Annotated in this window: 25 protein-coding genes; 10 read left to right on the top strand and 15 right to left on the bottom strand. The window is 58.4% G+C overall.

The window, feature by feature from the left end:
* Window positions 1-43: 43 nt before the first annotated feature.
* The 8 genes from FHX08_RS26425 to FHX08_RS26390 all read right to left on the bottom strand — a co-directional run bounded on the left by FHX08_RS26425 (window position 44) and on the right by FHX08_RS26390 (window position 7926).
* The gene (locus FHX08_RS26425) at window positions 44-1267 is read right to left on the bottom strand and encodes an ATP-binding protein (RefSeq protein WP_132657564.1); all 1224 of its coding nucleotides are present in this window, start codon (window positions 1265-1267) and stop codon (window positions 44-46) included.
* Window positions 1268-1650: 383 nt separating this feature from the next.
* Entirely contained in the window at window positions 1651-2193 is a 543-nt protein-coding gene (locus tag FHX08_RS26420; protein WP_132657432.1) for an AAA family ATPase, read from the bottom strand.
* A gap of 397 nt (window positions 2194-2590) precedes the next feature.
* Window positions 2591-3400, bottom strand: coding sequence for an SDR family oxidoreductase (locus FHX08_RS26415; protein WP_245508368.1), 810 nt, complete (start codon window positions 3398-3400; stop codon window positions 2591-2593).
* 65 nt (window positions 3401-3465) lie between these two features.
* Window positions 3466-4656, bottom strand: a complete 1191-nt coding sequence (locus FHX08_RS26410) for an MFS transporter (RefSeq protein WP_207896897.1) — start codon at window positions 4654-4656, stop codon at window positions 3466-3468.
* Window positions 4657-5003: 347 nt separating this feature from the next.
* Window positions 5004-5657, bottom strand: coding sequence for an alpha/beta hydrolase (locus FHX08_RS26405; protein ID WP_132657434.1), 654 nt, complete (start codon window positions 5655-5657; stop codon window positions 5004-5006).
* A 279-nt stretch (window positions 5658-5936) separates the two neighbouring features.
* Window positions 5937-6899: a GNAT family N-acetyltransferase gene (locus FHX08_RS26400; protein WP_132657436.1), complete on the bottom strand. Its 963-nt coding sequence runs from the start codon at window positions 6897-6899 to the stop codon at window positions 5937-5939.
* On the bottom strand, window positions 6896-7339 hold the full coding sequence (locus FHX08_RS26395) for an acetyltransferase (protein ID WP_132657438.1): 444 nt from the start codon (window positions 7337-7339) through the stop codon (window positions 6896-6898). The genes FHX08_RS26400 and FHX08_RS26395 overlap by 4 nt, the downstream gene beginning before the upstream one ends.
* A complete protein-coding gene (locus FHX08_RS26390) occupies window positions 7327-7926 on the bottom strand; it encodes an NUDIX domain-containing protein (protein WP_132657440.1) in 600 nt (199 codons plus the stop codon). Before FHX08_RS26390 ends, FHX08_RS26395 begins: the two co-directional genes overlap by 13 nt.
* 104 nt (window positions 7927-8030) lie before the next feature.
* Between FHX08_RS26390 and FHX08_RS26385 the strand changes: the two genes are divergently transcribed.
* The 6 genes from FHX08_RS26385 (at window position 8031) to FHX08_RS31285 (ending at window position 11175) form a co-directional block, all read left to right on the top strand.
* A complete protein-coding gene (locus FHX08_RS26385) occupies window positions 8031-8561 on the top strand; it encodes an alpha/beta hydrolase (RefSeq protein ID WP_132657441.1) in 531 nt (176 codons plus the stop codon).
* 79 nt (window positions 8562-8640) lie between these two features.
* Window positions 8641-9402 carry a DeoR/GlpR family DNA-binding transcription regulator gene (locus FHX08_RS26380; protein WP_132657443.1) on the top strand — a complete coding sequence of 254 codons (762 nt, stop codon included), beginning with the start codon at window positions 8641-8643 and terminating at the stop codon, window positions 9400-9402.
* A 54-nt stretch (window positions 9403-9456) separates the two neighbouring features.
* Complete coding sequence (locus FHX08_RS26375; protein WP_132657444.1) at window positions 9457-9810, top strand: cupin domain-containing protein; 354 nt, start codon at window positions 9457-9459, stop codon at window positions 9808-9810.
* Window positions 9807-10304 (top strand): GNAT family N-acetyltransferase, encoded by a 498-nt coding sequence (locus FHX08_RS26370; protein ID WP_132657446.1) that lies wholly within the window; start codon window positions 9807-9809, stop codon window positions 10302-10304. The genes FHX08_RS26375 and FHX08_RS26370 overlap by 4 nt, the downstream gene beginning before the upstream one ends.
* Window positions 10301-10849: a DUF523 domain-containing protein gene (locus FHX08_RS26365; protein WP_132657448.1), complete on the top strand. Its 549-nt coding sequence runs from the start codon at window positions 10301-10303 to the stop codon at window positions 10847-10849. Before FHX08_RS26370 ends, FHX08_RS26365 begins: the two co-directional genes overlap by 4 nt.
* On the top strand, window positions 10846-11175 hold the full coding sequence (locus tag FHX08_RS31285) for a bifunctional 2-polyprenyl-6-hydroxyphenol methylase/3-demethylubiquinol 3-O-methyltransferase UbiG (RefSeq protein WP_207896898.1): 330 nt from the start codon (window positions 10846-10848) through the stop codon (window positions 11173-11175). The genes FHX08_RS26365 and FHX08_RS31285 overlap by 4 nt, the downstream gene beginning before the upstream one ends.
* A 404-nt stretch (window positions 11176-11579) precedes the next feature.
* Here FHX08_RS31285 and FHX08_RS26355 read toward each other — a convergent pair whose 3' ends face one another.
* The 3 genes from FHX08_RS26355 to FHX08_RS26345 all read right to left on the bottom strand — a co-directional run bounded on the left by FHX08_RS26355 (window position 11580) and on the right by FHX08_RS26345 (window position 14058).
* Entirely contained in the window at window positions 11580-12116 is a 537-nt protein-coding gene (locus FHX08_RS26355) for a carboxymuconolactone decarboxylase family protein (protein WP_132657450.1), read from the bottom strand.
* Between the two features lie 55 nt (window positions 12117-12171).
* The gene (locus FHX08_RS26350; RefSeq protein WP_132657452.1) at window positions 12172-12990 is read right to left on the bottom strand and encodes an alpha/beta fold hydrolase; all 819 of its coding nucleotides are present in this window, start codon (window positions 12988-12990) and stop codon (window positions 12172-12174) included.
* Window positions 12991-13095: 105 nt separating this feature from the next.
* Window positions 13096-14058, bottom strand: a complete 963-nt coding sequence (locus FHX08_RS26345; protein ID WP_132657453.1) for a GlxA family transcriptional regulator — start codon at window positions 14056-14058, stop codon at window positions 13096-13098.
* A 120-nt stretch (window positions 14059-14178) separates the two neighbouring features.
* On the opposite strand from FHX08_RS26345, the gene FHX08_RS26340 reads away from it, so the two are divergent.
* Window positions 14179-14985, top strand: coding sequence for an SDR family NAD(P)-dependent oxidoreductase (locus FHX08_RS26340; RefSeq protein ID WP_132657455.1), 807 nt, complete (start codon window positions 14179-14181; stop codon window positions 14983-14985).
* Window positions 14986-15325: 340 nt separating this feature from the next.
* Here FHX08_RS26340 and FHX08_RS26335 read toward each other — a convergent pair whose 3' ends face one another.
* The 4 genes from FHX08_RS26335 to FHX08_RS26320 form a co-directional block, all read right to left on the bottom strand.
* Window positions 15326-15751 (bottom strand): cupin domain-containing protein, encoded by a 426-nt coding sequence (locus FHX08_RS26335; RefSeq protein ID WP_132657457.1) that lies wholly within the window; start codon window positions 15749-15751, stop codon window positions 15326-15328.
* Window positions 15752-15800: 49 nt separating this feature from the next.
* Window positions 15801-16514 carry an SDR family oxidoreductase gene (locus tag FHX08_RS26330; RefSeq protein WP_132657459.1) on the bottom strand — a complete coding sequence of 238 codons (714 nt, stop codon included), beginning with the start codon at window positions 16512-16514 and terminating at the stop codon, window positions 15801-15803.
* 38 nt (window positions 16515-16552) lie between these two features.
* Window positions 16553-16861, bottom strand: a complete 309-nt coding sequence (locus tag FHX08_RS26325) for a putative quinol monooxygenase (protein ID WP_132657461.1) — start codon at window positions 16859-16861, stop codon at window positions 16553-16555.
* Window positions 16862-16949: 88 nt separating this feature from the next.
* A complete protein-coding gene (locus FHX08_RS26320; RefSeq protein ID WP_132657463.1) occupies window positions 16950-17969 on the bottom strand; it encodes a zinc-binding alcohol dehydrogenase family protein in 1020 nt (339 codons plus the stop codon).
* A gap of 116 nt (window positions 17970-18085) precedes the next feature.
* Between FHX08_RS26320 and FHX08_RS26315 the strand changes: the two genes are divergently transcribed.
* From FHX08_RS26315 to FHX08_RS26305, 3 genes are all read left to right on the top strand, one after another.
* On the top strand, window positions 18086-18490 hold the full coding sequence (locus tag FHX08_RS26315) for a helix-turn-helix domain-containing protein (RefSeq protein WP_132657465.1): 405 nt from the start codon (window positions 18086-18088) through the stop codon (window positions 18488-18490).
* Between the two features lie 104 nt (window positions 18491-18594).
* Window positions 18595-19353: an SDR family oxidoreductase gene (locus FHX08_RS26310; protein WP_132657466.1), complete on the top strand. Its 759-nt coding sequence runs from the start codon at window positions 18595-18597 to the stop codon at window positions 19351-19353.
* Between the two features lie 60 nt (window positions 19354-19413).
* Entirely contained in the window at window positions 19414-20661 is a 1248-nt protein-coding gene (locus FHX08_RS26305) for an MFS transporter (RefSeq protein WP_210288399.1), read from the top strand.
* Window positions 20662-20970 lie beyond the last annotated feature (309 nt).

The following is a 20970-nucleotide window of genomic DNA, read 5'->3' as shown; positions in this document are numbered from 1 at the left end:
CTTCAATGCTCGAGTCTGGAGACTGAAGCGAAATTCTTACGCGCTAACGCCACAATGCCGATATTGGAACAGCGGACAAACGTTCCCCGAAAGGGATCACCCTGTCATGGTCGTACAAGACGATACCCGAAACAAACTTTTCTCCGGACGCTTCGGCCAAAATTCGCAACCCCGAAAAATCGGAATTCGAGACGGTTGCCGCCGCTTTTATCTCAATACCGACGATCCGCCCTCTTCTGTCTTCGATGACGATATCGACTTCGTTCTGCTGCTTGTCCCGAAAGTGCGAAAACTCGAAGCGAGTTTGCCCACCGCTGGCGAGTTTGAGGATCTCCCCAAAAACGAAAGTCTCCAGCAACGCCCCGAACTGGCCCCTGTCGTCGCGGAGGCGCTCAAGAGAGAGGTCACGAAGGGATGCGAGAAGACCAGAATCGAGGAAATGTATTTTGGGTGTCTTGGTCAGGCGTTTCAGTTTATTGGAAAACCAAGGTTGCACGGTTCGAGCGAGGAACAGGCTCTCGAAGATTCCGACGTATTTTTGCGTTGTGATGTGGTTCATCCCGATTGCAGCCCCGATCCCGGAATAGTTCACGAGCTGGCCCGAATGCTCTGCCAGAATGCGTAGCAGTCGCGGCATTTGAGCAATCTGCTCGATTTGCGCAACATCGCGAACATCGCGTTGAACGATCGCCTGGATGTAATCCGCATACCAGTCCTGTCTGCGGCTCAAGGTTTTGCGGCCCAATGCCTCGGGATATCCACCGGCCAGAACCGCAGCCATCAGGTCGTCTCCGACGATTGGTTCTCCGGCCTTTGCTTCGTTTTGAAAGGCGTCACGCAGGAAGCTGCTGCCGGACCTTCTGATCTCGCTTTGCGCAAGCGGCAGCAATCGAACGACCTCCATGCGCCCTGCGAGCGAGTCTGCCACGCGTGGCAGCGTCATAAGATTGGCTGAACCGGTCAGGAGGAAACGCCCTGGGCGCTGGTCGGTGTCCACACTCTCCTTGATCGCCAACAACAGCTCGGGAGCGCGCTGAATCTCATCGATAATGGCGCGGTCCATACCCCTTACAAAGCCAACTGGATCCTGTTGTGCTGCCTCCAGGGTCGTCCCGTTGTCCAGCGTGTAATACTCCATCCCCTCGTTGGCCATCTTCCTGGCCAACGTCGTTTTGCCTGATTGTCGGGGACCTACGATCAGAACGACTCGCGTGTCTGACATGGCGTCGGCAACGCGTTGCTCAACGAGCCTTGGATACAGCACCATAGCTTCATTCCATTGGTGACCGCTTGAAACTACGGTGATGACCAATTGAAAGTCAAGCCTTGACCAATTGAAATTCCCGTGGCGGCCGATTGAAACAACAAAAGTCGGTGGCATGCTAGATAGCGATATGAGGTAGGCGAGAGGCCATCGCACCCTCGAGCCCACCAGCTTTTAACAACGGAAATAATGCAGCTCTTGAGAGGAATCGAACCGACGACCCGCTCCTTTCGCTATGAGAACTCAGACTGGTAAGCAAAGAACCTTGGTTGCCGGGAGGGACGATTCGACCGGAGTTTATGATCACCACCCAAGCCGATCTTCGGATACGACACTCCTTCCATAGTCGGTCTTGGTGCACGGCGGACATCAACAGGAAGCCGATCTCATAAGAACAGCTCCCGAGGCAAATGCCTTAAAACGAAATCCGCGCGTTGCTCGACAGCCAATTTAGGTAACACCCGGACTCTATAGCCGAGCGCTGGGAATACCTGTCTGAGGCGCTCGTATTCGGCAATTGCGTCCTCTATTTTGAGACGTCGCTCTGCATCGGCGTGATAGATTTCAGGCCATGGAGGGGTCATGAAGACTTCGTCATGGTAGCGGTTCTGAGCGACCAGATCGTTCGAAATTGCCTCCCCCGTTGCATGGTGCAGAGCGGCGACGGCATCGATGAGCCCTCGATCAAAAAAGGTCAAGCGAGATTGTTTTTGAGCATTCTGCAAGTCCTGGACGGCCATCCCAATTGCACGTTGAGCAAACCCGGCCATGTTGACCCATGGCAAGGCGTCGCCGGCGCTTTCGAGTTGCTGTTTGACGATGCGACGCCCCGGTTCCTCCGTGACGGCAAAACCTCGCTTGGCAAGTTCTGCGAGAAGTGTCGATTTACCTCCGCCTGAGCAGCCGGAGAGAAGTACGAGTTTGCTCATTGATGCACCCGTGAAATATAAACGTCCGTCCGAATGCTTGCATTCGGCACAGGGACGCGGGAGTTGTCGTGGATTTGTTTGTGGAACGCTTAGGCGAAAATTCCCTGCGAACGGAACCTTGGCCGTGGATGGTGTCGCGGTCACCATAAAGATTTATGTCGTCAAAGCAATGAGTGCAGTTGGCGCATAGTTGCCGTCCCGGCACTTCGCTCCTTGCTGCGACCGGGGGACAGGCTGCGGGCCTTGTTTCGGTTCAGACCTCGCCGCCCACTCTCTAGGCGCTTGGCAAGACGGTCATCGACGGTTTGGCCGTCGGAACAGGAACCAGGCATTGGAAGGGCCGCCACGGCACATGCCGCGGCGAAGAAGATTGACTTGAGAAGCATCTTGTCTGCCTTTAGCTAGGGTTCATGGCGGCGAAGATGCTATCGTAGGTACCGTCACGCTCCGCTCGCCGCCTCGGCTGATCCCGCGCCAGCAGGATCTCCCCGCCAGGGTGATCACCTTGCCTCAACATCTCGATCACCTCTTCAATGAATGCATCGAGCGGCATGGCGCGTGGATCCGAGGCTTGCGCGGCTCCGGTGAGTTCCGTCTGCACGTAAGGAGGGGAAAGTTCGAGCACTTCGACAGGTATCTTGCGCAGCTGGTGGCGCAGAGAGGTTAGCCAGGAGTGAAGGAATGCCTTGCTCGCGCAATAGGTCGGGAAGTCGGCCCGGGGCACGAAAGCAAGCGCGGAACTTGTCGCTATAATGGTGGCATCCGGGTTCCTTTTCAACAAGGGAAGAAATGCCGCAGTCAAGTGCAGCACACCCAGGATGTTGGTGCGCACAATTGCCTCTGCGTCAGATGCAGTCCAATGGTCGGCGGCCAGATCCTCGGATCTCGAGATCCCGGCATTGGCAATGAGGACGTTGAGTTCAGGAAATCGGGAACGGATATGTGCGACCGCCGATGACAGGGAGGCTGGGTCGTCTACGTCGAGCTGAAGACCGACCATGCCTTCATGCTTGGCGGTGATTTCATCGATCAGGGGCTGCCGGCGACCAGCAATGATGACGCGGTTGCCGAGGCGATGAAATGCCTCAGCAAGAGCCCGTCCAATGCCGCTCGTACCGCCTGTGATAAGGATGGTATTGCCTGTGATGTTCATGTTGTTGGCTCCAGATGTTTTGTTGAGAGAATAGCGCAAGCCGCTGTAGGCCACGAAGGCGCGGATCTTGCTCTGGCATGTGATTGAAGAACTGCGTAAGCAGCCGCTCATTTCGTGGTTCAGGCTTGGCTTTGGGCCCGCACCGATGGAAGCAGAACAACGGCAGCGCATGTGGCGCACGTCCCAACGAGGAAAGCGCTTGCGATGCCGGATGATTGGGAGAGCAATCCAACGGCGGGAGCCGTCACTCCGAGCGCCATGTCTGAGAAGGCGATAAAGTTACCCACTGCACGCCCGCGCTGCGCCGGCGGAACGGATCGGGTCGCAAGAACTCCCATTGATGGAAAGATCAGCGAAAACCCGGCACCTGTGAGCGCAGCGCCAGCCACGGCAACGACTGAAACAGGAGCCAGCCACAGCAATGCCTGCCCAACGGCTTCGAGGCACAGAGAACATATCGCGACAGGAGATGCACCGAAACGATCCGCGAAACCTGAGCCGATCAGGCGAACAACAATGTAGGCGGCGCCGAAAGCAAATAGGGCGACGCCGGGCTCTGACCAGCCGGATGCCGTGTAGTAGAGCGGTAGGAAGGCTTCCATCACCGCGAACGGAACGGTTGCAAGGGCAAGCACAAGGCCGGGCTTCCAGATCAAGCCGATAACGCGGTGGAAAGGAACGCGATGAGTTCCGGATGCAGGCGTCGGGGGCAGGAACAGGGATAAGGTGAATGCGACAGCAGGCGCGATCAAAACTACAGCTCCGACAACGGCAAAACCGTATGCAGCTTGGACGGCAAGGCCTACTGGTGCGCCGACGGCCAGGGACGCATAGATGGCAATGCCCGTCCAAGACATCACCTTTCCGGTGCGGCTTTCACCCATTCGGGCAATGCCCCAGCTCATCAATCCTGTGAGAAAGAGGCTTTGACCGAGGCCCATGATCAACTGTCCCAACACCAAGAGCGCGAGACTTCCGTCGGCGCCGAGGGGAAGCGTCGAGAGGTCATATAATAGGCCGGAACTGGCTGTGATCGGCAGCCCCCAGAGGACTGCAAAACGCGGCCCACGATGATCAGCGAGTCCGCCCGCCTTGTGGCGCGTCACAAGGGTCGCCAGGGACTGCAGCCCAATCACTGCACCGACAACGACCGCGTCGAAGCCAAGTCGATGGCCAATCTCGAGAGACAAGGCGCCGAGGGGAACACTGAAGGCAAGAAAGCCCAGGAAGACCGCGACAACAATTGGAGAAAGAGCGGAGAATGTGGAAACGGCAGGCGGAGTTAATGCGTCACTTCGTGTTAAGGTCATGATAAGCGTCCTGTTGAGATCGCCGAGTTTTCCCTGCTGGGAACCCCTCGACAAAGGACGCGTTGGATGACGGTAACGCCTACGGAGACAGAGTTAGGTCTCGGCCGCCTTGGTACCGGATGATGCATTTATAGTCAAGCGTGTCTGACAACAGGCAAGCGACGCTGCTTTCCTTCCTCAACCCGTTTCACCTTGTGCTAATCGGGCTGGCAGTGCGCTATCGCAGCGTTCATTCTATAGCGCCCGCCCGGTCACTCGTGATCGGGCGGGCTTTTCTATGCGTGATTGAGGATCCAGAAAGGGGTGTCGGCAGCTCGATTGTCTGGACGCCCAAGCATTGCGTCCACCTATTTTGACGCCCCGTCCGCACCTTCAATGAAGGCAGTTACTACGTCCGGGTGAGACATCATCACGGCGTGGCTGCTCGCGATTTCCTTCACCGTGGCGCCAGCACGTTTCGCCATGTCCCGTTGGGCCGTAGGCGGCACCATCCGGTCATTGGTCGCCACAAGGAAGTAGCTGGGCTTGCCCTTCCAGGCAGGCTTGGTGATGACGCCGCCAACGGCGCCCAATCCCCAAGGAAGCTGAGCATTGGCCATGAATGCCGTCGTCTTGGCATCCACGTCGCCGGCAAACGCGGTAGCAAACTTGGCAGGATCAACGATCAGAAAGCCATCCTTAGGCGGCAGGAGCGGTGCGCTTGGCTCGCCCGGCACTTTCTTCTCTGCCAGTTTGGCGACGGACTCGCCCTCATCCGGAGCGAAGGCGGCCAGATAAACAAGGCTGCGGACCTTTGGGTCATTGCCAGCTTGGGTAATGACCGAGCCGCCGTATGAATGGCCGACCAGGATCACTGGATGCTTCGCCTTGGCGATTGCCTCCTCTGTCGCGACCACGTCATCCTTGAGCGTAACCGTCCCGTACGCCTCATCGAAGCCCGTACTCCAGCATTGATCACCATGACATCGAGTTCCGGAACGTGCTTCTCCAAGCGAGCCCAATCTTCCTCATCGCGAACATCAAGCTCCAGGAACTCGCACCCAAGACGTTGCGCCGCTGCCGCTCCATCCCAGACTGTGCTGTCGCGCAGGATTACCTGCTCACTTCAGCACTGAACCTTTCCGCGATAGCCAGCCCGATGCTTCGCGCAGCTCCTGTGATGACGCAGTGCTTGCCTGCAAGCCGTTTCATGAATTCGCTCCTAATCGAAACGTCCGCAGAGCCCCCGACAAGTCCAGATTGACTGACGGGCAGGATCGGCGGAAACGCCGCTTTCCGCTTCACGTCAAGTCCTTCGCCATCTTGAACCGATCGAAGTACTCGCCGCTTCGAAACACAGTTTCTGGCTCGACCACCTGGAAGCCATTTTTTTCGAAGAATGAACGTGCGGTCAGACTGACCTCTGAGTACAGTCTCTGCAGGCTGCCCGTGCGAGCTTGTGCTTCCACCGTCTGCAGGAGTTGTTTCGCCACCCCCTGCCCCAGATATCGAGGATCGACATACATCATGTCGATGTGACCATCAGGCTCCAGATCAATGAAGCCTATGGGCTTCCCATCAACGTCTGCGACCCATGTAGGCCTGCTCATCCGGCGCTGTGACCATAGCTGCCGATCGGCCTGTGCCCATGCATCAACCTGCGCGGGCGAATAGTCCCTGGCGGCAGTTTCGCGGATCGCGCGGATGAAGACATCGATCACGCTGTCCAGATCCTGCGGACGGTACATACGGATGGAAAAGTTCACTTGGGAGAGCTGCTTCACGTATCTCAGACGGACACACGTCTTTTTCCCGAGAACAACGGGCTCGGTGCGCAGCTCCAGGCTGAAGCCGTTCCCTTCCCAGAACCGCGCCGCCGTCACATTGTCTTCAAGAACCGCCAGAAGCAGCCTTGTTGCCTTTCTCTCCTTTGCCAGCAACTCTAGCTGCGCAAGGGCGGCTCGTCCGAAACCCTTTCCGCGATCCGTGTTGTCGATGAGCATCAGGCCGATATATGCGTCTTCGGAACTCGGATAACCGAAAGCCAGATCCGCTACACCCATCAGCTTTCCTGCACCAACGATCCCGAGCTTGAGTACGTCATCCGAGGCTTGGCCAGGCGGTGCATCATCGAGGAACTCCCACACATTCTCCATCGTCGGCAACGAGCCGGTTTCAAGAAGCACGTAATCCGTGGCAGACCGAAACACCTGAAGAACAGCCTCTGCATCCCTCTCCCGATCAAGCGGTACGAGATCCGTCATGTCCGCCTCCACCGCATATGCAGGAGCGGGTACGGGCGACCCGCATCGTCGAAGTCGGAACGGCCCGTGATCTGAAAGCCCATCTTCTCGTAGAACATCCTGCCAGAGCTATTCTGCTCGTTCACATCGACTGTCACCTCGTCGCGATCCGACGAGAACGTCTCAAGAAGAAGGCGGCCCACGCCCTTTCCCCTGCTTCCGGCGTGGACGAACAAGGCATCGACATGATCTCCGGTCACGCCGATGAACCCGTGGGCTAGGTCGTCGGCGTCAACCGCGATTGTGAAGTTGCCCGATGGCAAATACGACTTCTCGACAAGCTCAGCGATCTCCGCGAAGTCCTTCGGCAAGAGGAAGTCGTGCGTCGCCTGAACCGAAGTGCGCCAGATCTCGAAGTTGCGCGCTAGATCTTCGCCTTTTGCCGCTCTCAGGGTGAACATGCGGCCTCCTTGAAAATGTGCAGCGCCGCATACTGAAGAAGCATGATGGTCTTGCCGTCACGGATGCGGCCATCGGCGATCATCGCCAGCGCCTCTTCGATTGTCGGCTCTAGACGTTCGATGTCTTCCCCTTCATCTGCGTTGCCCCCGCCCTCGGAGACTTCATCAGCGGCCGAATAGGCCGCCACAAAGAAGTGCAGGCGCTCCGTCACCGAGCCAGGGCTCATGAACGCATCGAACACCTGCCTCACATCGCTGACGCGGTACCCGGTTTCCTCCTCCACCTCCGCCTGGATCCGCTCTTCCGGAGTTGCCTTGTCCAGAAGTCCGGCGGGTGTTTCGATCAGGAGATCATCATGCCCGTTGACGAAAGCAGGGTAGCGGAACTGCCGCGTGAGTAAGACCTTCCGATGCTGCAAATCGTAGAGCAGGATCGTCGCGCCATTGCCGCGGTCGTAAGTCTCTCTGCTCTGCCTCTGCCACTGTCCGTCCGTCCGTCGGAAGCTTAAGATCGTCTTCTTCAGGACATACCAGTCGTCCGACAGGGTGGTCACCTGCTCGACCCTAACTCGATCTGCAACAGACATTCACGCTCTCCCTCATCGAGTGCGCGATATTGCATGCTTTTTCGATTCGTGCAACATGAAGAGAACAATCAGCAGGAATGGTGGAACGGCCGGAAGCCTCAACAATGAACTGGAACGAAATAATCATTGGCGACATCCACTATGCACCCGCCCCTGGTCAGTGTCTGCGTCAACTAACGGCAACGCAGCCCGTTCGGCGCGTGGATATCCGCGACCTGCTAATCCCTTCAAAATGCGAAGAGGGTATTCATCAAGCACTTGTGGACGGTGGATATGGCTTTGCTGCATCAAGGCTTGCCCAGACGTATCCCCAAGTGGCTATAGGAACGGGCTACAGTGCCGGCGGCACGCTGCTATGGAAGGCTGTTCGCTTGGGCATGCAAGTCGAGGCTCTGATATGCATTGGCTCGACAAGGCTACGTTACGAGGATCCGAAAAATATACAGGTCCCAACTCTTGTTGTGACAGGGGAGCACGATCCTTTTGCACCGAGTAAAGACTGGGCAACTGGAACTGCTGTTCGGCACATCGTCCTACGCGGGTGCGATCACGGGTTCTACATCGCGGACAAGGGGCGCTCCGCGGCGAGGTTCCATATTCAGGAATTCCTGCAGTCAATCGGGAGGCTAAACTGACGAGCCACTGCGGACTGGAGCCAGGTGCAATGGAGATTGCAAAGGTCCCCGAAGAATTCATTTCAAAAGGAAGCTCCACATGCTGACCACTGAGCGCAAGGCGCTGCTCCTCGACAGTCTCGGCAAGGAAGGCCGGATCATTGCGAAGGAGTTCAGCCAGAAGCTGGGGCTTTCCGAAGACACCATCCGCCGCGACCTTCGGGAGTTGGCAGGCGAAGGACTGCTTCAACGCGTGCACGGCGGCGCTCTTCCAGCCTCCAAGGCGCTCGCAGATCTTCCGACACGCCGTAATGTTTCCGCCGACGACAAGGCGGAGATCGCCAAGATCGCCGCCGGTATGGTCAAAGAGGGACAAATCGTCTTCCTGGACGGTGGCACGACGACGATCAGGCTCGCACGCGCCCTGCCGAAGGCCCTGAAGGCCACCATTGTGACCCACAGCCCCGACGTCGCAACCGCGCTTCTTGATCATCCGGGCGTGGACGTGGAGTTGATCGGCGGTCGCATCTTCAAGCATTCAAACGTCTCTGTCGGCACAGTTGCCATCGAAGCCATCGGCCAGATCCGCACGGACCTGTACTTCATGGGCGTGACCGGCATCCATCCGGAGCACGGCCTGACAACTGGAGACCGTGAGGAAGCAGCGGTGAAGCGGGCGATCTGCCGCCAGGCTGCGGAGACCATCGTGCTTGGCTCACGGGAAAAGCTCGGTGCCGTATCCGCCTACAGCGTTGTCGGCCTCGATGAGGTCGATGTGCTTGTCGTCAGCAGGAAGTGCCCGGCGGACCTGCTCAGCCCGCTTCGCCGAGCTCCCGTGCAGATCATCGGCACATCCTCGTGAACGGGATGGGAGGCGCAGCTTTGGTGGCGCTCGAGGGCGCGATCTGAGGGAAGCATGATTATAGGGAGAGAGACTGCACCCCACTATACCTGGGGAGACAGGTGCGACGGCTGGCCGCTCGTTCAAGGAGAGGATCTCCTCGTCGTTGAGGAGCGGATGCCGCCAGGCACTGCCGAGACTCGGCACTATCACGTCCACGCGCGACAGTTCTTCTACGTTCTTTCCGGCGCGCTCTCGCTGGAAGTGGACGGGCAGACTTACGAGCTCCTGTCGCATAAAGGGGTTGAGGTCGCAGCGCGCAAGCCGCATCAGGTGCGCAACAATAGTGAGAACGACGTTGTGTTCCTGGTGGTCTCGTCGCCCACTAGCCGGTGCGATCGCCACGACGTGCTGGAGGATCGCGCATGAGGATAAGACCCGCTACGGCATTGGACGCCGAGGAAGGTGCCACCCTCCTTCGCCGCTCGATCACGGATCTATGCAGCATGGATCATGGAGGCGACGCGTCAGCTATAGACGCCTGGACGGCGAACAAGACATCTAGATCGTGGATGAGCTGGCTGGAGACACAGCCCTTCTTCTACATCGTCGAGGACCGCGACCTGCTTGCTGGCGTCTGCTTGATGAGCTCCGCCGGCGAGATCCTGCTGAACTACGTCCACCCAGACTTTCGCTTCCGCGGTGTTAGCAAGATGATGCTCTGCGAGATGGAGAACGCTGCGAGGAGGACTACAATAAGCGCGCTCCGCGTCAGTAGCACCAGAACAGCTTATCGATTTTACACCGCCGCGGGTTTCGTCGAGGTAGCAACGGGCAAGCCACAACTGCTACAGAAGCCTCTGAACCCATTTGGAACGCAAGGCAAAGGACCCTCTGCACTCCGTCACCGGACGCCTCGATGATCCGAAAAGTTCTCGTCTCGTCGTGCCTGCTGGGCCGGAACGTCCGCTACGACGGAAGCTACAAGCTTGCCGAGCATCCGGTACTGGACCGGTGGCAGAGCGAGGGCCGCATCGTGTCTATATGTCCCGAGCTCACGGTTGGCTTCCCAACACCGCGACCGTCTGCTGAGTTGACGACAGGATCCGGCGAAGATGTGCTGCGAGGCAAAGGATCTGTACTCGAACAAACCGGGAGGGACGTGACCAGTCTCTACATCGACGGCGCGGCCGCCGCTCTTGAACTGGCTCTGTCACATGGATGCAAATACGCCGTCCTTACCGATGGCAGTCCTTCCTGTGGGAGTTCCTTTGTTTATGACGGTTCCTTCCAAGGCAACACCATCTCCGGCAATGGCGTGACCGCGAGCTTTCTGAAGCAAGCAGGCATCGCTGTCTTCAGCCAGAAGCAGATTGAGGAACTTGATTTGATCCTGAGAGAAAATGAAGCGCAGGAGAGAGCGGACGATACTTTCAGTGGTTCACCGGACCTTGAGGTAAGGGCATGATAAAAGGAACGCTGGGGTACGGCAGGGATGCAAAGGCGTTGGCACATCAATATGAGAGTATCACCTTCGATGAAGTGCACCGTGACGTGATCCACCTCTTCCCGCGACAGTCAGCGCGTGTCCTCGACATTGGCGCTGGCACAGGACGGGACGCCGCAGCACTCGCTGCGCTTGGTCATGAAGTCGTCGCGGTAGAGCCAACTGATGAGCTTCGACACGAAGGAATGCGCCTACATGCCGGACAGCCGATCGAATGGGTGCCGACCACCTTCCTGATCTGCGGCAGCTACATGCGGCTCAAAGCCGCTTCAACCTCATCCTGCTGACGGCGGTTTGGATGCATCTGGACGCTGAGGAGCGGCGCTTGGCTATGAGATCTGTGGCGGGGCTGCTCCATGCCGATGGTAGGATCAGCATGTCCTTACGCCACGGCCCCGTTCCCGCGGGGCGGAGGATGTTTGATGTTTCGGCCGAGGAAACGATCAAGCTTGCTGCATCTCACGACCTCCACGCGATCAATGTTATGGAAAGAGACGATATGCTCGGTCGCCCCGACATCCGTTGGAGCTTTCTTGTTCTTGAAACGCGGGCTTGACCACAGCAACTGGGGCCTACGGTGTGGCAGTTGATGGGAGCAGGACTGCCGACCCTGTTAGAGAGCGAAAGACGACAGTTGGCGGCCGCACCACTTCGGCCGCCATTCGCCTTATTAATCGTGTCGCGCTAGGATCTAGACGCGTTCGACCTTCGGGAAATCAAGCGTCGTTCCGACGATGTTGTTGACGCTATTGGTCAGGATATTGATTGCGACATGCGCTACAGTTTCCAGGATCTCAGCATCCGACAATCCATAGGAGCGCGCCGTTTCAAGAGCTGGCGCCGAAGCCTGTCCATGTGTCGCGTTGATGGCAAGTGCCAGGTCGAGGACGACTTGGATTTTCGCGTCCGAGGTGTGGCCACTCTGTGCTGAGGCGCGGTCCTCTGCGGAAACACCGACTGCACGTGCCGCACCGGTGTGGGCGGCAAGGCAGTAGTCGCAGCCATTGGCAGCCGCAATAGCGATGGCGATCTGCTCCTGAGCCTGCGGGCTCAGCACACCATCATGCAGAAGGCGCTTGCTGCCGGTGTACACATCCAGCGCGGCCGGAGCATGCGCGAGAACGCGGAATAGATTTGGCACCTTGCCCATGGAGGCCTTCGCGCCGGCAAAGACTTCGGCAACATGCGGCGTGACGTCTTCATCGGAAAGAGTGGTAATGGCAGACATGATCATTCTCCTTGGTGGGATCGTGGATTGGTCGGTTTGTGACGAGTTTTCTAATTCAGCCTTCCAGGAACTGCTCGACGTCGCGCGAGAAGCTTTCAATTTCCTGGAACAGGAATGCATGACCCGAATCCGGATAGAGTATGAGCTTGGCATCGGGTGCTTGCTGCGACAGCACGTAAGAGCGAAAGGCCGGGATCATCACGTCATGCGCGCCATTGGTGACCAGTATGGGCAGCCTGAGTTCGCTCGCCCGGTGCAATATGCCGGGCCAGGAAGAGATCGCCTTCACCTGCATCATCAGTGCTAGCGGTGACGTTGCCGGTCCACAATCGGGCTGTAACCGGATACGGGCGAGAGAGGAGCGGCCTGCGGCGGTGGCGCATTCGCTTGATGGATAGAACAGGAAAAGAAAGTCGTCCTCGTCATTCTCGCTCTTCGTCATGACGTGCGGCACGCGTGGATGTTGCTGCGGACCTTCTGCAACGGGTCCGGGACTTGAGCCCGCGACGATCAGCCGGCGGACCAGATGTGGGAAGTTCAGTGCAAACTCCAGGCCAACCGCTCCACCCAACGACCAGCCGAGGACATCAACCTGAGACAACCCGAGCACTGCCACGACGTCGGCAGCGATGGCTGCCATCCCGCCGATGGTCGCCGGCACGGTGCCGTTCGATCGTCCAACGCCGGCGCTGTCGAAGCGAATGATGCGGCGATCCTTGGCAATCGCTGCAATGAAAGCCGGATCCCAATCATCCATGGTGCCTCGAAAGCGCTGCAGGAGAAGGAGCGGGATGCCTCCTTGCGGTCCGTCGAGGCGGATGGCGAGCCGGCCATGGCTGGTCTCGATTCCATCATTGTATCTGGAAGAGAACATGAGGTTTTCCTTTCATCACCCGCTGTGAGGTCTCCTGATGAAAGAAAATAGATCTGGTCGGCCTCGTCTTGAATGACATAGAACCGTCAATTCAGGACGCGGGCGTCAATGCACCAGATCAGGGTCTTCGACGCCCTCTATCAGCTTCAGGCTGCGGCGCAGGCCCTGCGGCGGCTGGCCGAAAAAGCGTAAGAATGCTCGACGCATCCGGTCGCGGTCAGCAAAGCCGGTATCGCGGGCAACGATGTCGAGGGGATGACGACCGTCTTCGAGCATCACTTTTGCCGCCTCGAGCCGCAGGCGCTCCACGGCCTTAGCAGGCGACTGCCCCGTCTCCTCGCGAAACAGGCGACTAAACTGGCGCGGGCTGAGGCTTGCGGCTTCCGCCAGTTCCTCCACCGTTAGCGGATTTCGAAGATGTTCCTTGGCATAGACAAGCGCACGCCGCACCCGGTCCGAGCGCGGCTCCAGCTCCAGGAGCGCCGAAAACTGCGACTGCCCTCCTGGCCGCCGGTGGTACACCACCAGCTTGCGCGCAATGGATCGCGAAAGCTCGGCACCATGATCGTCCTCTATCAGTGCCAGCGTCAGATCGATAGCGGAACTCATGCCCGCCGACGTCCAGATCGAGCCGTCCTGGATGAAGATGCGGTCGTCATCGACATGGACATTGGGAAACCGTTCCTGCAGGCTGCGCGCGTGAGCCCAGTGGGTGGTGGCGCTTTTTCCATCCAGAAGACCAGCCTCGGCCAGCAAAAATGCGCCGGTGCAGACGCCGGCCACCCTCCGGCTCTCACGCCCCGCGCGGGCGATGTAATCCCTCAAAACCGGAGAGACAGGCTTAGGAAGCAATTCGCCGACGACCATCAACGTATCCGGGAAATCCATGAGCGGCTGTGTTTCGATGCCGATGCCAAGCGACGACCGAATTGAACCACCGTTCTCAGACATGACGGTCAGCCGGTATACCTCGCTGCCGAGGGTCTCGTTGGCGAATTCAAAGGCGCTTAATGCGGCCATACCCATCACCTGGAACCCATTCTCCATAATGAAGCCAATGTGGCGCATGTTACTTCCCCTGTCCTGTTTTGCTGTTTCTATGTCATTTCAGCCATAACTGTCTACGGCTAATGTCCCTCCATCGAAACATGGATTGGACGTTCCAATCCATCATCAAAGGAGCGAAAAATGAGCAACACACACGGCACCGTTCTGATAACAGGTGCATCATCCGGGATCGGCGCCGTCTATGCCGACCGCTTTGCCCGGCGCGGCCATGATCTCATTCTGGTGGCGCGCAATCTCGCCCGCTTGAAGGATGTCGCCGCCGCATTGACGGAGCGTTACGGCGTGTCGATCAGGACACTTGCCGCGGATCTTGGCACGGAAGACGGCCTGGCTGCGGTGGAAACGGTTATTGCACAGGACGAAACCATTACGCATCTCGTCAACAATGCAGGCTTCGGTAGTGCCGCACCTTTGGAGACTGCCGCAGTCACGGAAATGCAGGCCATGGTTGCAATCAATGTCACGGCACCGATGCGTCTCACCTACGCCATCGTTCCGCTCTTCAGGCAGCGCGGCAAGGGCACCATTATCAATATCTCCTCCATTGTCGCCATTGGACCGGAGATCCTCAACGGTGTCTACGGCGGCACCAAATCCTTCGTGCTGGCCTTCAGCCAATCTCTGCGCAAGGAGCTGCATGAGACAGGGGTCAATGTTCAAGTCGTGCTCCCCGGGGCAACGGGAACAGAGTTCTGGGACATTGCCGGGCTTCCCGCGAGCAACCTGCCGACCGAATGGGTCATGTCGGCTGAGGATCTCGTCGATGCTGCGCTCGTCGGCCTTGACCGCGGCGAGTTCGCTACCATTCCTTCCCTCATGGATCCAGCCGAATGGGATGACTGGGAGGCCGCCAGGGCAGCCATGCTTCCGCATCTGTCCAGTGCCCGACCGGCAGGCAGATACTCCGCGCATAGCCAGACGGCTTGATAAGCATCATGGAGGGGAATGGTCGGCACCGGCATTCCCCTCCCTCCTCTCGGTTAAACGATGTCCGTGGCGGCGGCGCTATCCTCTGCAGCTCCACCTCGGCCAGCCGTTCGTTGAGCGCCCATGTGATCGCGCCATAGGCATCACTGCGAGCACCAGCCGACGGGGCGCCGGCGATTGATCAACCGAGACAATCATGGCCTGAACTACTTTGATCGGATCCCCGAGCGGCTGGCGGCTCGGTCATCTCGCGACCAAAGCCGCTGCTGACGCCGGTAATAAACCAGGTTCGTACCACGGGTTACGTTTCCTTGATTGGCTTACGAGCGGAAATCCTCGCTCAACCGTGCTTTGAGGCGATAAAGGTTTCGGGCGATCCGTCTGCACTGTTCACGAAGACAATGTCTGTTGGGTCGCGCCGTGGCGTATCGACCGAAAGGAAGACAACCGGTTCCTCAAGGATGGTGGGCAGAGCATGAACGGTGCCCCGTTCGAAGAACAGGAGTTGTCCGGGCTCGAACTCGGCCGCCGTTGCAGGGTCTTCCATCCAGAAGGTGCCCCGCCCGGAGAGGACATAAAGATACTCATCGCTGCCGCGGTGGTAATGCGGCGGCGTCCCCTTGTAGACGCGAAACACCCTTGAGCTTGCCGCAGGCGTATCGCGCAGATACGTATCCACCAGCAACGTCTCCGCTGTTTGCGGAAACTCATTCATGATCGCCAGGATGTCGAAACGGGCGGATGTTGCAGTGCTTTGATCAGACATGGTGATCTTCCCTATCTTTGCTTCGCCTCTACAAAGTATCCGACCACGCTCAGGCGATCGCACCGCCGCCATCAACCCGCACGTTCGACCCGGTGGCGAATGGCGTGGTCATGAGGAACAGCACCGCTTTGGCGATGTGCTCAGGCTTGCCGATGGTCTTTGCCGGCAGGTTTTCCGACACGCGAGAGAACATCGCCGCCTTGGCATCGTCGGCCATCTTCGACCACAGCGGCGTATCGATCAGTCCGGGTGACACGGTGTTGACACGCACCGGCGAAAATTCGAGCGCAAGACCACGCGCCAGACCTTCAAGCGCTGCATTGATCGCTCCTTGCAGAACCGAGGACGCGGATGGCCGTTCGCTCAGATAGCCGGAGATCAATGTCAGCGAGCCCCGCTCCGCGATGCGGGCCGCACGCGCAACCCGATAGGCGCCCCAGAACTTGCTCTCCATTGCCGCCTGGGCATCGGCAAGAGCTAGCTTGCGCAGTGGACCAGTCGGCGTCTGTGCCGCTGAGACCACGACGTGGTCGAAAGCCTTCCGTGACACGAAGAAGCTCTGAAGCGACGGCTCATCCGTGGTATCCAATACCGCGCTATCGGTCCCAGGTCCCAGCTTCTCAATGGCGGCGAGCAGTTTATCTTGTGAGCGAGAGGCAATGGTGACATGCGCGCCTGCGGCGACTGCGGCTTCGGCGACCGCAAGTCCGATACCGGAGCTGCCGCCGATCACCAGGACGCGTTGATCTTTGAGCAAAGTCATAAACCTTTTCCTTTCCCTTCAGGTGTGAATTTGCGCTGTCAGGCTAGATGCTGGAGGCGTTGCAAACGCAGAGGTTCGGCAAGCAGCTCATCCAGACGCAAGGCCAGTGATTGAAACGGCGCGCCGGCGGCGTGGGCAGCGAGAGCGGCCTCATCCCGCCAGCTCTCGATCATGACCGCCATTTCCGGATTGTCGCGATCGACGTGAAGATCGTATCGTAGGCATCCATCTTCCTTGCGGACGTCAGGCACGATGGCAGCCAGTGCACTGAACAAGGCTACGCGTTTGTCCGGCTTCGCGCGCAAAAGCGCAATAAGTTCAATTTGGTCAGAGGGCTGAGCACTCATGACGGTCATCCTTTTTCGTTGAAAGTCACTGCAAGTAGCTCAGGCGGTGAACGACTGTGAGCGATCACCGCCTCAAGATCCGGCTGCCTCAGTCGGAAAACCCTTCGAGCACCACCTTGCCCTTTGTTCGCCCACTTTCGATGGCGGCATGCGCCTTGCGCAGATTTGCGGCATTGATGGGCGACAAGACTTCGGTCACGGTCGTGCGGATACTGCCAGCATCGATCAGACGAGACACCTCGTTCAGCAGCTTGCCCTGTTCGGCCATATCGGCGGTCTCGAAGATCGAGCGTGTGAACATCAGCTCCCAATGAGTGGAAACAGCCTTGCGCTTGAAGCCAAGCACGTCGAGGCTTTCCGGATCATCGATCAGCCCGAACCGGCCCTGCGGCGCGATGAGCTCGATGATTTCTTTGAGATGGCGATGGGTTTCGGTTGTCGAGAATACAAAGGCCGGGGCGCCAATGCCCAGAGCTGCCACCTGCTCGGCGATCGGCTTGGAATGATCGATCACATGATGGGCGCCAAGCGTCTTCACCCAGTCCTGCGTTTCAGGCCGCGAGGCTGTGGCAATGACGGTGACATCGGTCAGCGCCCGCACGAGCTGAATGGCGATCGAGCCCACCCCGCCAGCACCACCAATGATCACGATGGCGTTTGCCGCACCCGGCACGCTTTTGCGGATATCCAGCCGGTCGAACAGCATTTCCCAGGCCGTGATGGCCGTCAACGGCAGGGCCGCGGCCTGAGCATCGGAAACCGATTTCGGCTTTAACCCGACAATTCGTTCATCGACCAGGTGAAACTGGCTGTTGGCTCCGGGGCGGATCAAAGAGCCGGCATAGAATACCTCGTCGCCGATCTTGAAATCCTTCGCTGCGGGTCCGGTCTCCACGACAGTGCCGGCAGCATCCCAGCCAAGCACCTTCCACTGTCCAGCTTCCGGACTTGCGCCCTTGCGGATCTTGGTATCGACCGGATTGACCGAAATGGCCTTCACCTCAACGAGAAGGTCCCGGTTTGCCGGAACCGGCCGGGGAAGCTCGATGTCCTGCAATGCGTCTTCGCGCTCGATAGCTCCCGGTGCCTTATAACCGATGGCCTTCATGATGTGCTCCTTTGATGATCGACTGCCGTGTCGATTGATATGGAGCTAAAATGGGCTATTATCGAAAGCACGCAATACGCACAAATCACACACGTAGTATCAAAAAGGATACTGTTATGGCCAAAGTTCGCCATTCGCGCTTCGATTGTTCTCCCGGTTGCTCGGTTGAGGCTGCCGTTGGCCTCATTGACGGAAAATGGAAATCGGTCGTGCTCTTTCACCTGCTTTCAGGGACACTGCGGTTCAACGAACTGCGCAAACACATCGTCAACGTGACCCCCCGCATGTTAACGAACCAGTTGCGCGAGCTTGAGGACGACGGCCTGATCGAACGCAAAGTCTATGCTCAGGTGCCGCCAAAGGTAGAGTACAAGCTGTCAGAGCTCGGCCGCAGCATGGAACCGATCCTGCTCGCCCTTAAATATTGGGGTGACGCCAATATCAGTCTCTATGGCAAACCACGCGGGATGGATCCGCGCGAGACGATTGCCATGGAGACGCCGAGCAGTCGATCAGCGTAATGTCCTGAATTGACGTTTATGCGTCATTTCAGACATAGATGACTTGATGCAAGATCTCTCCATCGAAGCGCGGCCTTCAGCCGCTCGGTTCAAAGGAGAGACCCATGCAACTCGAAAACAACACGATCTTCATCACTGGCGGCACATCCGGCATCGGCCGCGCATTGGCGGAATCCTTCCATCGCCTTGGCAACAAGGTCATCATCGCCGGCCGCCGCAAGGCGTTGCTCGATGAGGTGACCGCAGCCAATCCGGGCATGGAAGGCATAGAGCTCGACATTGCCGATCCGGCCGATATCGATCGCGTCGCAACGCTGCTGATCCGCGACTACCCGAGGCTCAATGTCCTCGTCAACAATGCCGGCATCATGCCCTTTGATGACGCGGGCGCAAAGATTGATGACGCTCAGTCACGTCGGATTATCGACACGAACCTGCTTGGTCCGATCCGCCTGACTTCGGCTCTTATCGACCATCTCAAGGCTCAGTCGAAGGCCACGATCATCCATAACACGTCGGTTCTGGCCTATCTGCCGCTCGCTTCCACCGCAGTCTATTCCGCCACAAAGGCAGCGTTGCATTCTTATGCGCTATCGCAACGCTTCCAGCTGCGCGGCACCAATGTCAGCGTCCAGGAAATCGCGCCGCCGTGGGTCGATACCGACCTCGTCAAGAAGAGCGGCGATCCTCGCGCCATGCCGCTCGACATTTTCATCGAGAAGACCATGAAGGGCCTCGGCACGGAATCCGAAGAAATCTATGTCGAGGAAATCAAGGCCATCCGCGACAATCCGGGCAGCGGGGAGCACGCGCTCTTCAACGCCTTCAACGAGGCTCTCGCTGCCAACCCGATCCCCGTTTGACAGAGACAGGCCGCCACCCGGTTGCCGAACGGGCAGCCGGGCATTCGGCAGGAGGTTACCTTGCTGCAGAAACATGATCTGAAATCCGCCATTCCCTTGAAGGGCGAGCATTCGGGGCAGCCCGAGCCATCCATGCTGCCGGCATGGGTCCTGGCACTCGGTACTTTCGCAATCGGTACCGAGGGTTTTATGATAGCTCCCTTGTTGCCGACCATCGCTGCCGATCTGGGCATGAGCCTTTCCGCGACGGCCATGCTTGTCGTTGTCTTTACCCTCGTGCTAGCGCTCAGCTCTCCTATCGCAACGGTCATTACCGGCGGGCTGCGCCGGCGGGACACGTTGCTGCTTGCCATGACGATATTCACAGTCGGCAATCTGATTGCGGCCTTCGCGCCCGGGTTCGGCACGCTGATGTGTGCCCGTATCCTGATGGCTGTCGCCGCCGGTCTCTATGCGCCGAACGCCAATGCTCTTGCCGGCATGATTGTACCGACAGAAAAACGGGGGCGTGCGCTTGCCATCGTCAGCGGCGGCATGACCATTGCGATTGCGCTCGGCCTGCCACTCGGTTCGATCATTGGCCATGCATTCGGCTGGCGCTCGACATTTCTTATGGTTGCCGCCATGGGAGCCATTGCGATCATCGGCATCCTGACAGGCGTTGGACGCAATGCCGGTGCGCATATGGCCATCGTAAGCATTGCTGACCGTATCGGCGTCATCCGCCAGGCTCCCGTTCTGAAACTCCTCTCGGTGACACTGTTCTGGTCGATGGGCGCCTACACGGCCTATCCCTATATCGCCCCCTATCTCTCCCAGACGCTGGGCTTCGCCGACAGGGGCATTGCGGCAACCGTCACGCTCTGGGGCATATTCGCGGCACTCGGCGTTTTCACCGGCGGCGCATTGAACGATCGCTTCGGATCGCTCAAGGTCGCGAGCATCTCGCTTGTCGTGCTCGCCCTCTCTTTCGCAGCTTTGGCGGTAGCCACAGCATTGCCGGAGGCTGCCGTCTCTCTGGCACTTCTCGCCGTCGCCGGATGGGGCTTCAGCGTCTGGTCCTTCTTTCCCGCCCAGATGGCCCGTCTGATCGTTGCGGGCGGCCAGGGCCAAGCCTCGGTCGCGCTCTCCCTCAACACGTCCACCATGTATCTCGGCTTTTCCATCGGTAGCGCAATCGGCGCGGGGATCATCGCATTGGGTGATGTCTGGATGATCGGTGCGGCTGCCGCAGTGATGGAACTGGTAGCCTTGGCTCTCGACAAGATCTGGAAAGCTACAACAATTGATCCGCCTCCATCCGCATGACAGGTTAGACACCGGCGCTACCGCAGATGTCATGTCGGTAGCGTCTTGTATATTCCACCTGACTTAGCACAAAACTCGAGCGGATATTGGCGACAATCAGTATCCGCGTCAGGCAGTCCAACACGAAGACGACGTCACACCTGCTTTTGCCACTGGACTAGTCTACGTCGTGAGCGTGTGGTTTTGGTGGCTAGGGCAAGCGTCGCGCCGAAATGACCCAGATCGCTCAGCAACTGAACGCACCTGCAAACATACACGGATCCTTAGCGCTCGCAGCCTCACGGGAGGCTAGAGATTAAGTCGATATGC

Origin of the sequence: Rhizobium sp. BK529 (genome assembly GCF_014194105.1) — a bacterium.
GTDB lineage: Bacteria > Pseudomonadota > Alphaproteobacteria > Rhizobiales > Rhizobiaceae > Rhizobium.
This window is presented reverse-complemented; position numbering and strand designations above follow the sequence as displayed.

Bases quoted from the DNA above. Each gene is read 5' to 3' on its own strand.
- FHX08_RS26320 (WP_132657463.1), bottom strand. From the start codon at position 17,969: ATGAAGGCCATCGGTTATAAGGCACCGGGAGCTATCGAGCGCGAAGAC.
- FHX08_RS26395 (WP_132657438.1), bottom strand. From the start codon at position 7,339: ATGTTCACCCTGAGAGCGGCAAAAGGCGAAGATCTAGCGCGCAACTTC.
- FHX08_RS26325 (WP_132657461.1), bottom strand. From the start codon at position 16,861: ATGAGTGCTCAGCCCTCTGACCAAATTGAACTTATTGCGCTTTTGCGC.
- FHX08_RS26330 (WP_132657459.1), bottom strand. From the start codon at position 16,514: ATGACTTTGCTCAAAGATCAACGCGTCCTGGTGATCGGCGGCAGCTCC.
- FHX08_RS26345 (WP_132657453.1), bottom strand. From the start codon at position 14,058: ATGCGCCACATTGGCTTCATTATGGAGAATGGGTTCCAGGTGATGGGT.
- FHX08_RS26390 (WP_132657440.1), bottom strand. From the start codon at position 7,926: ATGTCTGTTGCAGATCGAGTTAGGGTCGAGCAGGTGACCACCCTGTCG.
- FHX08_RS26410 (WP_207896897.1), bottom strand. From the start codon at position 4,656: ATGACCTTAACACGAAGTGACGCATTAACTCCGCCTGCCGTTTCCACA.
- FHX08_RS26365 (WP_132657448.1), top strand. From the start codon at position 10,301: ATGATCCGAAAAGTTCTCGTCTCGTCGTGCCTGCTGGGCCGGAACGTC.
- FHX08_RS26335 (WP_132657457.1), bottom strand. From the start codon at position 15,751: ATGTCTGATCAAAGCACTGCAACATCCGCCCGTTTCGACATCCTGGCG.
- FHX08_RS26310 (WP_132657466.1), top strand. From the start codon at position 18,595: ATGCAACTCGAAAACAACACGATCTTCATCACTGGCGGCACATCCGGC.
- FHX08_RS26380 (WP_132657443.1), top strand. From the start codon at position 8,641: ATGCTGACCACTGAGCGCAAGGCGCTGCTCCTCGACAGTCTCGGCAAG.
- FHX08_RS26420 (WP_132657432.1), bottom strand. From the start codon at position 2,193: ATGAGCAAACTCGTACTTCTCTCCGGCTGCTCAGGCGGAGGTAAATCG.
- FHX08_RS26340 (WP_132657455.1), top strand. From the start codon at position 14,179: ATGAGCAACACACACGGCACCGTTCTGATAACAGGTGCATCATCCGGG.
- FHX08_RS26315 (WP_132657465.1), top strand. From the start codon at position 18,086: ATGGCCAAAGTTCGCCATTCGCGCTTCGATTGTTCTCCCGGTTGCTCG.
- FHX08_RS26350 (WP_132657452.1), bottom strand. From the start codon at position 12,990: ATGTTCTCTTCCAGATACAATGATGGAATCGAGACCAGCCATGGCCGG.
- FHX08_RS26385 (WP_132657441.1), top strand. From the start codon at position 8,031: ATGAACTGGAACGAAATAATCATTGGCGACATCCACTATGCACCCGCC.
- FHX08_RS26425 (WP_132657564.1), bottom strand. From the start codon at position 1,267: ATGGTGCTGTATCCAAGGCTCGTTGAGCAACGCGTTGCCGACGCCATG.
- FHX08_RS26400 (WP_132657436.1), bottom strand. From the start codon at position 6,899: ATGACGGATCTCGTACCGCTTGATCGGGAGAGGGATGCAGAGGCTGTT.
- FHX08_RS26370 (WP_132657446.1), top strand. From the start codon at position 9,807: ATGAGGATAAGACCCGCTACGGCATTGGACGCCGAGGAAGGTGCCACC.
- FHX08_RS26355 (WP_132657450.1), bottom strand. From the start codon at position 12,116: ATGTCTGCCATTACCACTCTTTCCGATGAAGACGTCACGCCGCATGTT.
- FHX08_RS26375 (WP_132657444.1), top strand. From the start codon at position 9,457: ATGATTATAGGGAGAGAGACTGCACCCCACTATACCTGGGGAGACAGG.
- FHX08_RS31285 (WP_207896898.1), top strand. From the start codon at position 10,846: ATGATAAAAGGAACGCTGGGGTACGGCAGGGATGCAAAGGCGTTGGCA.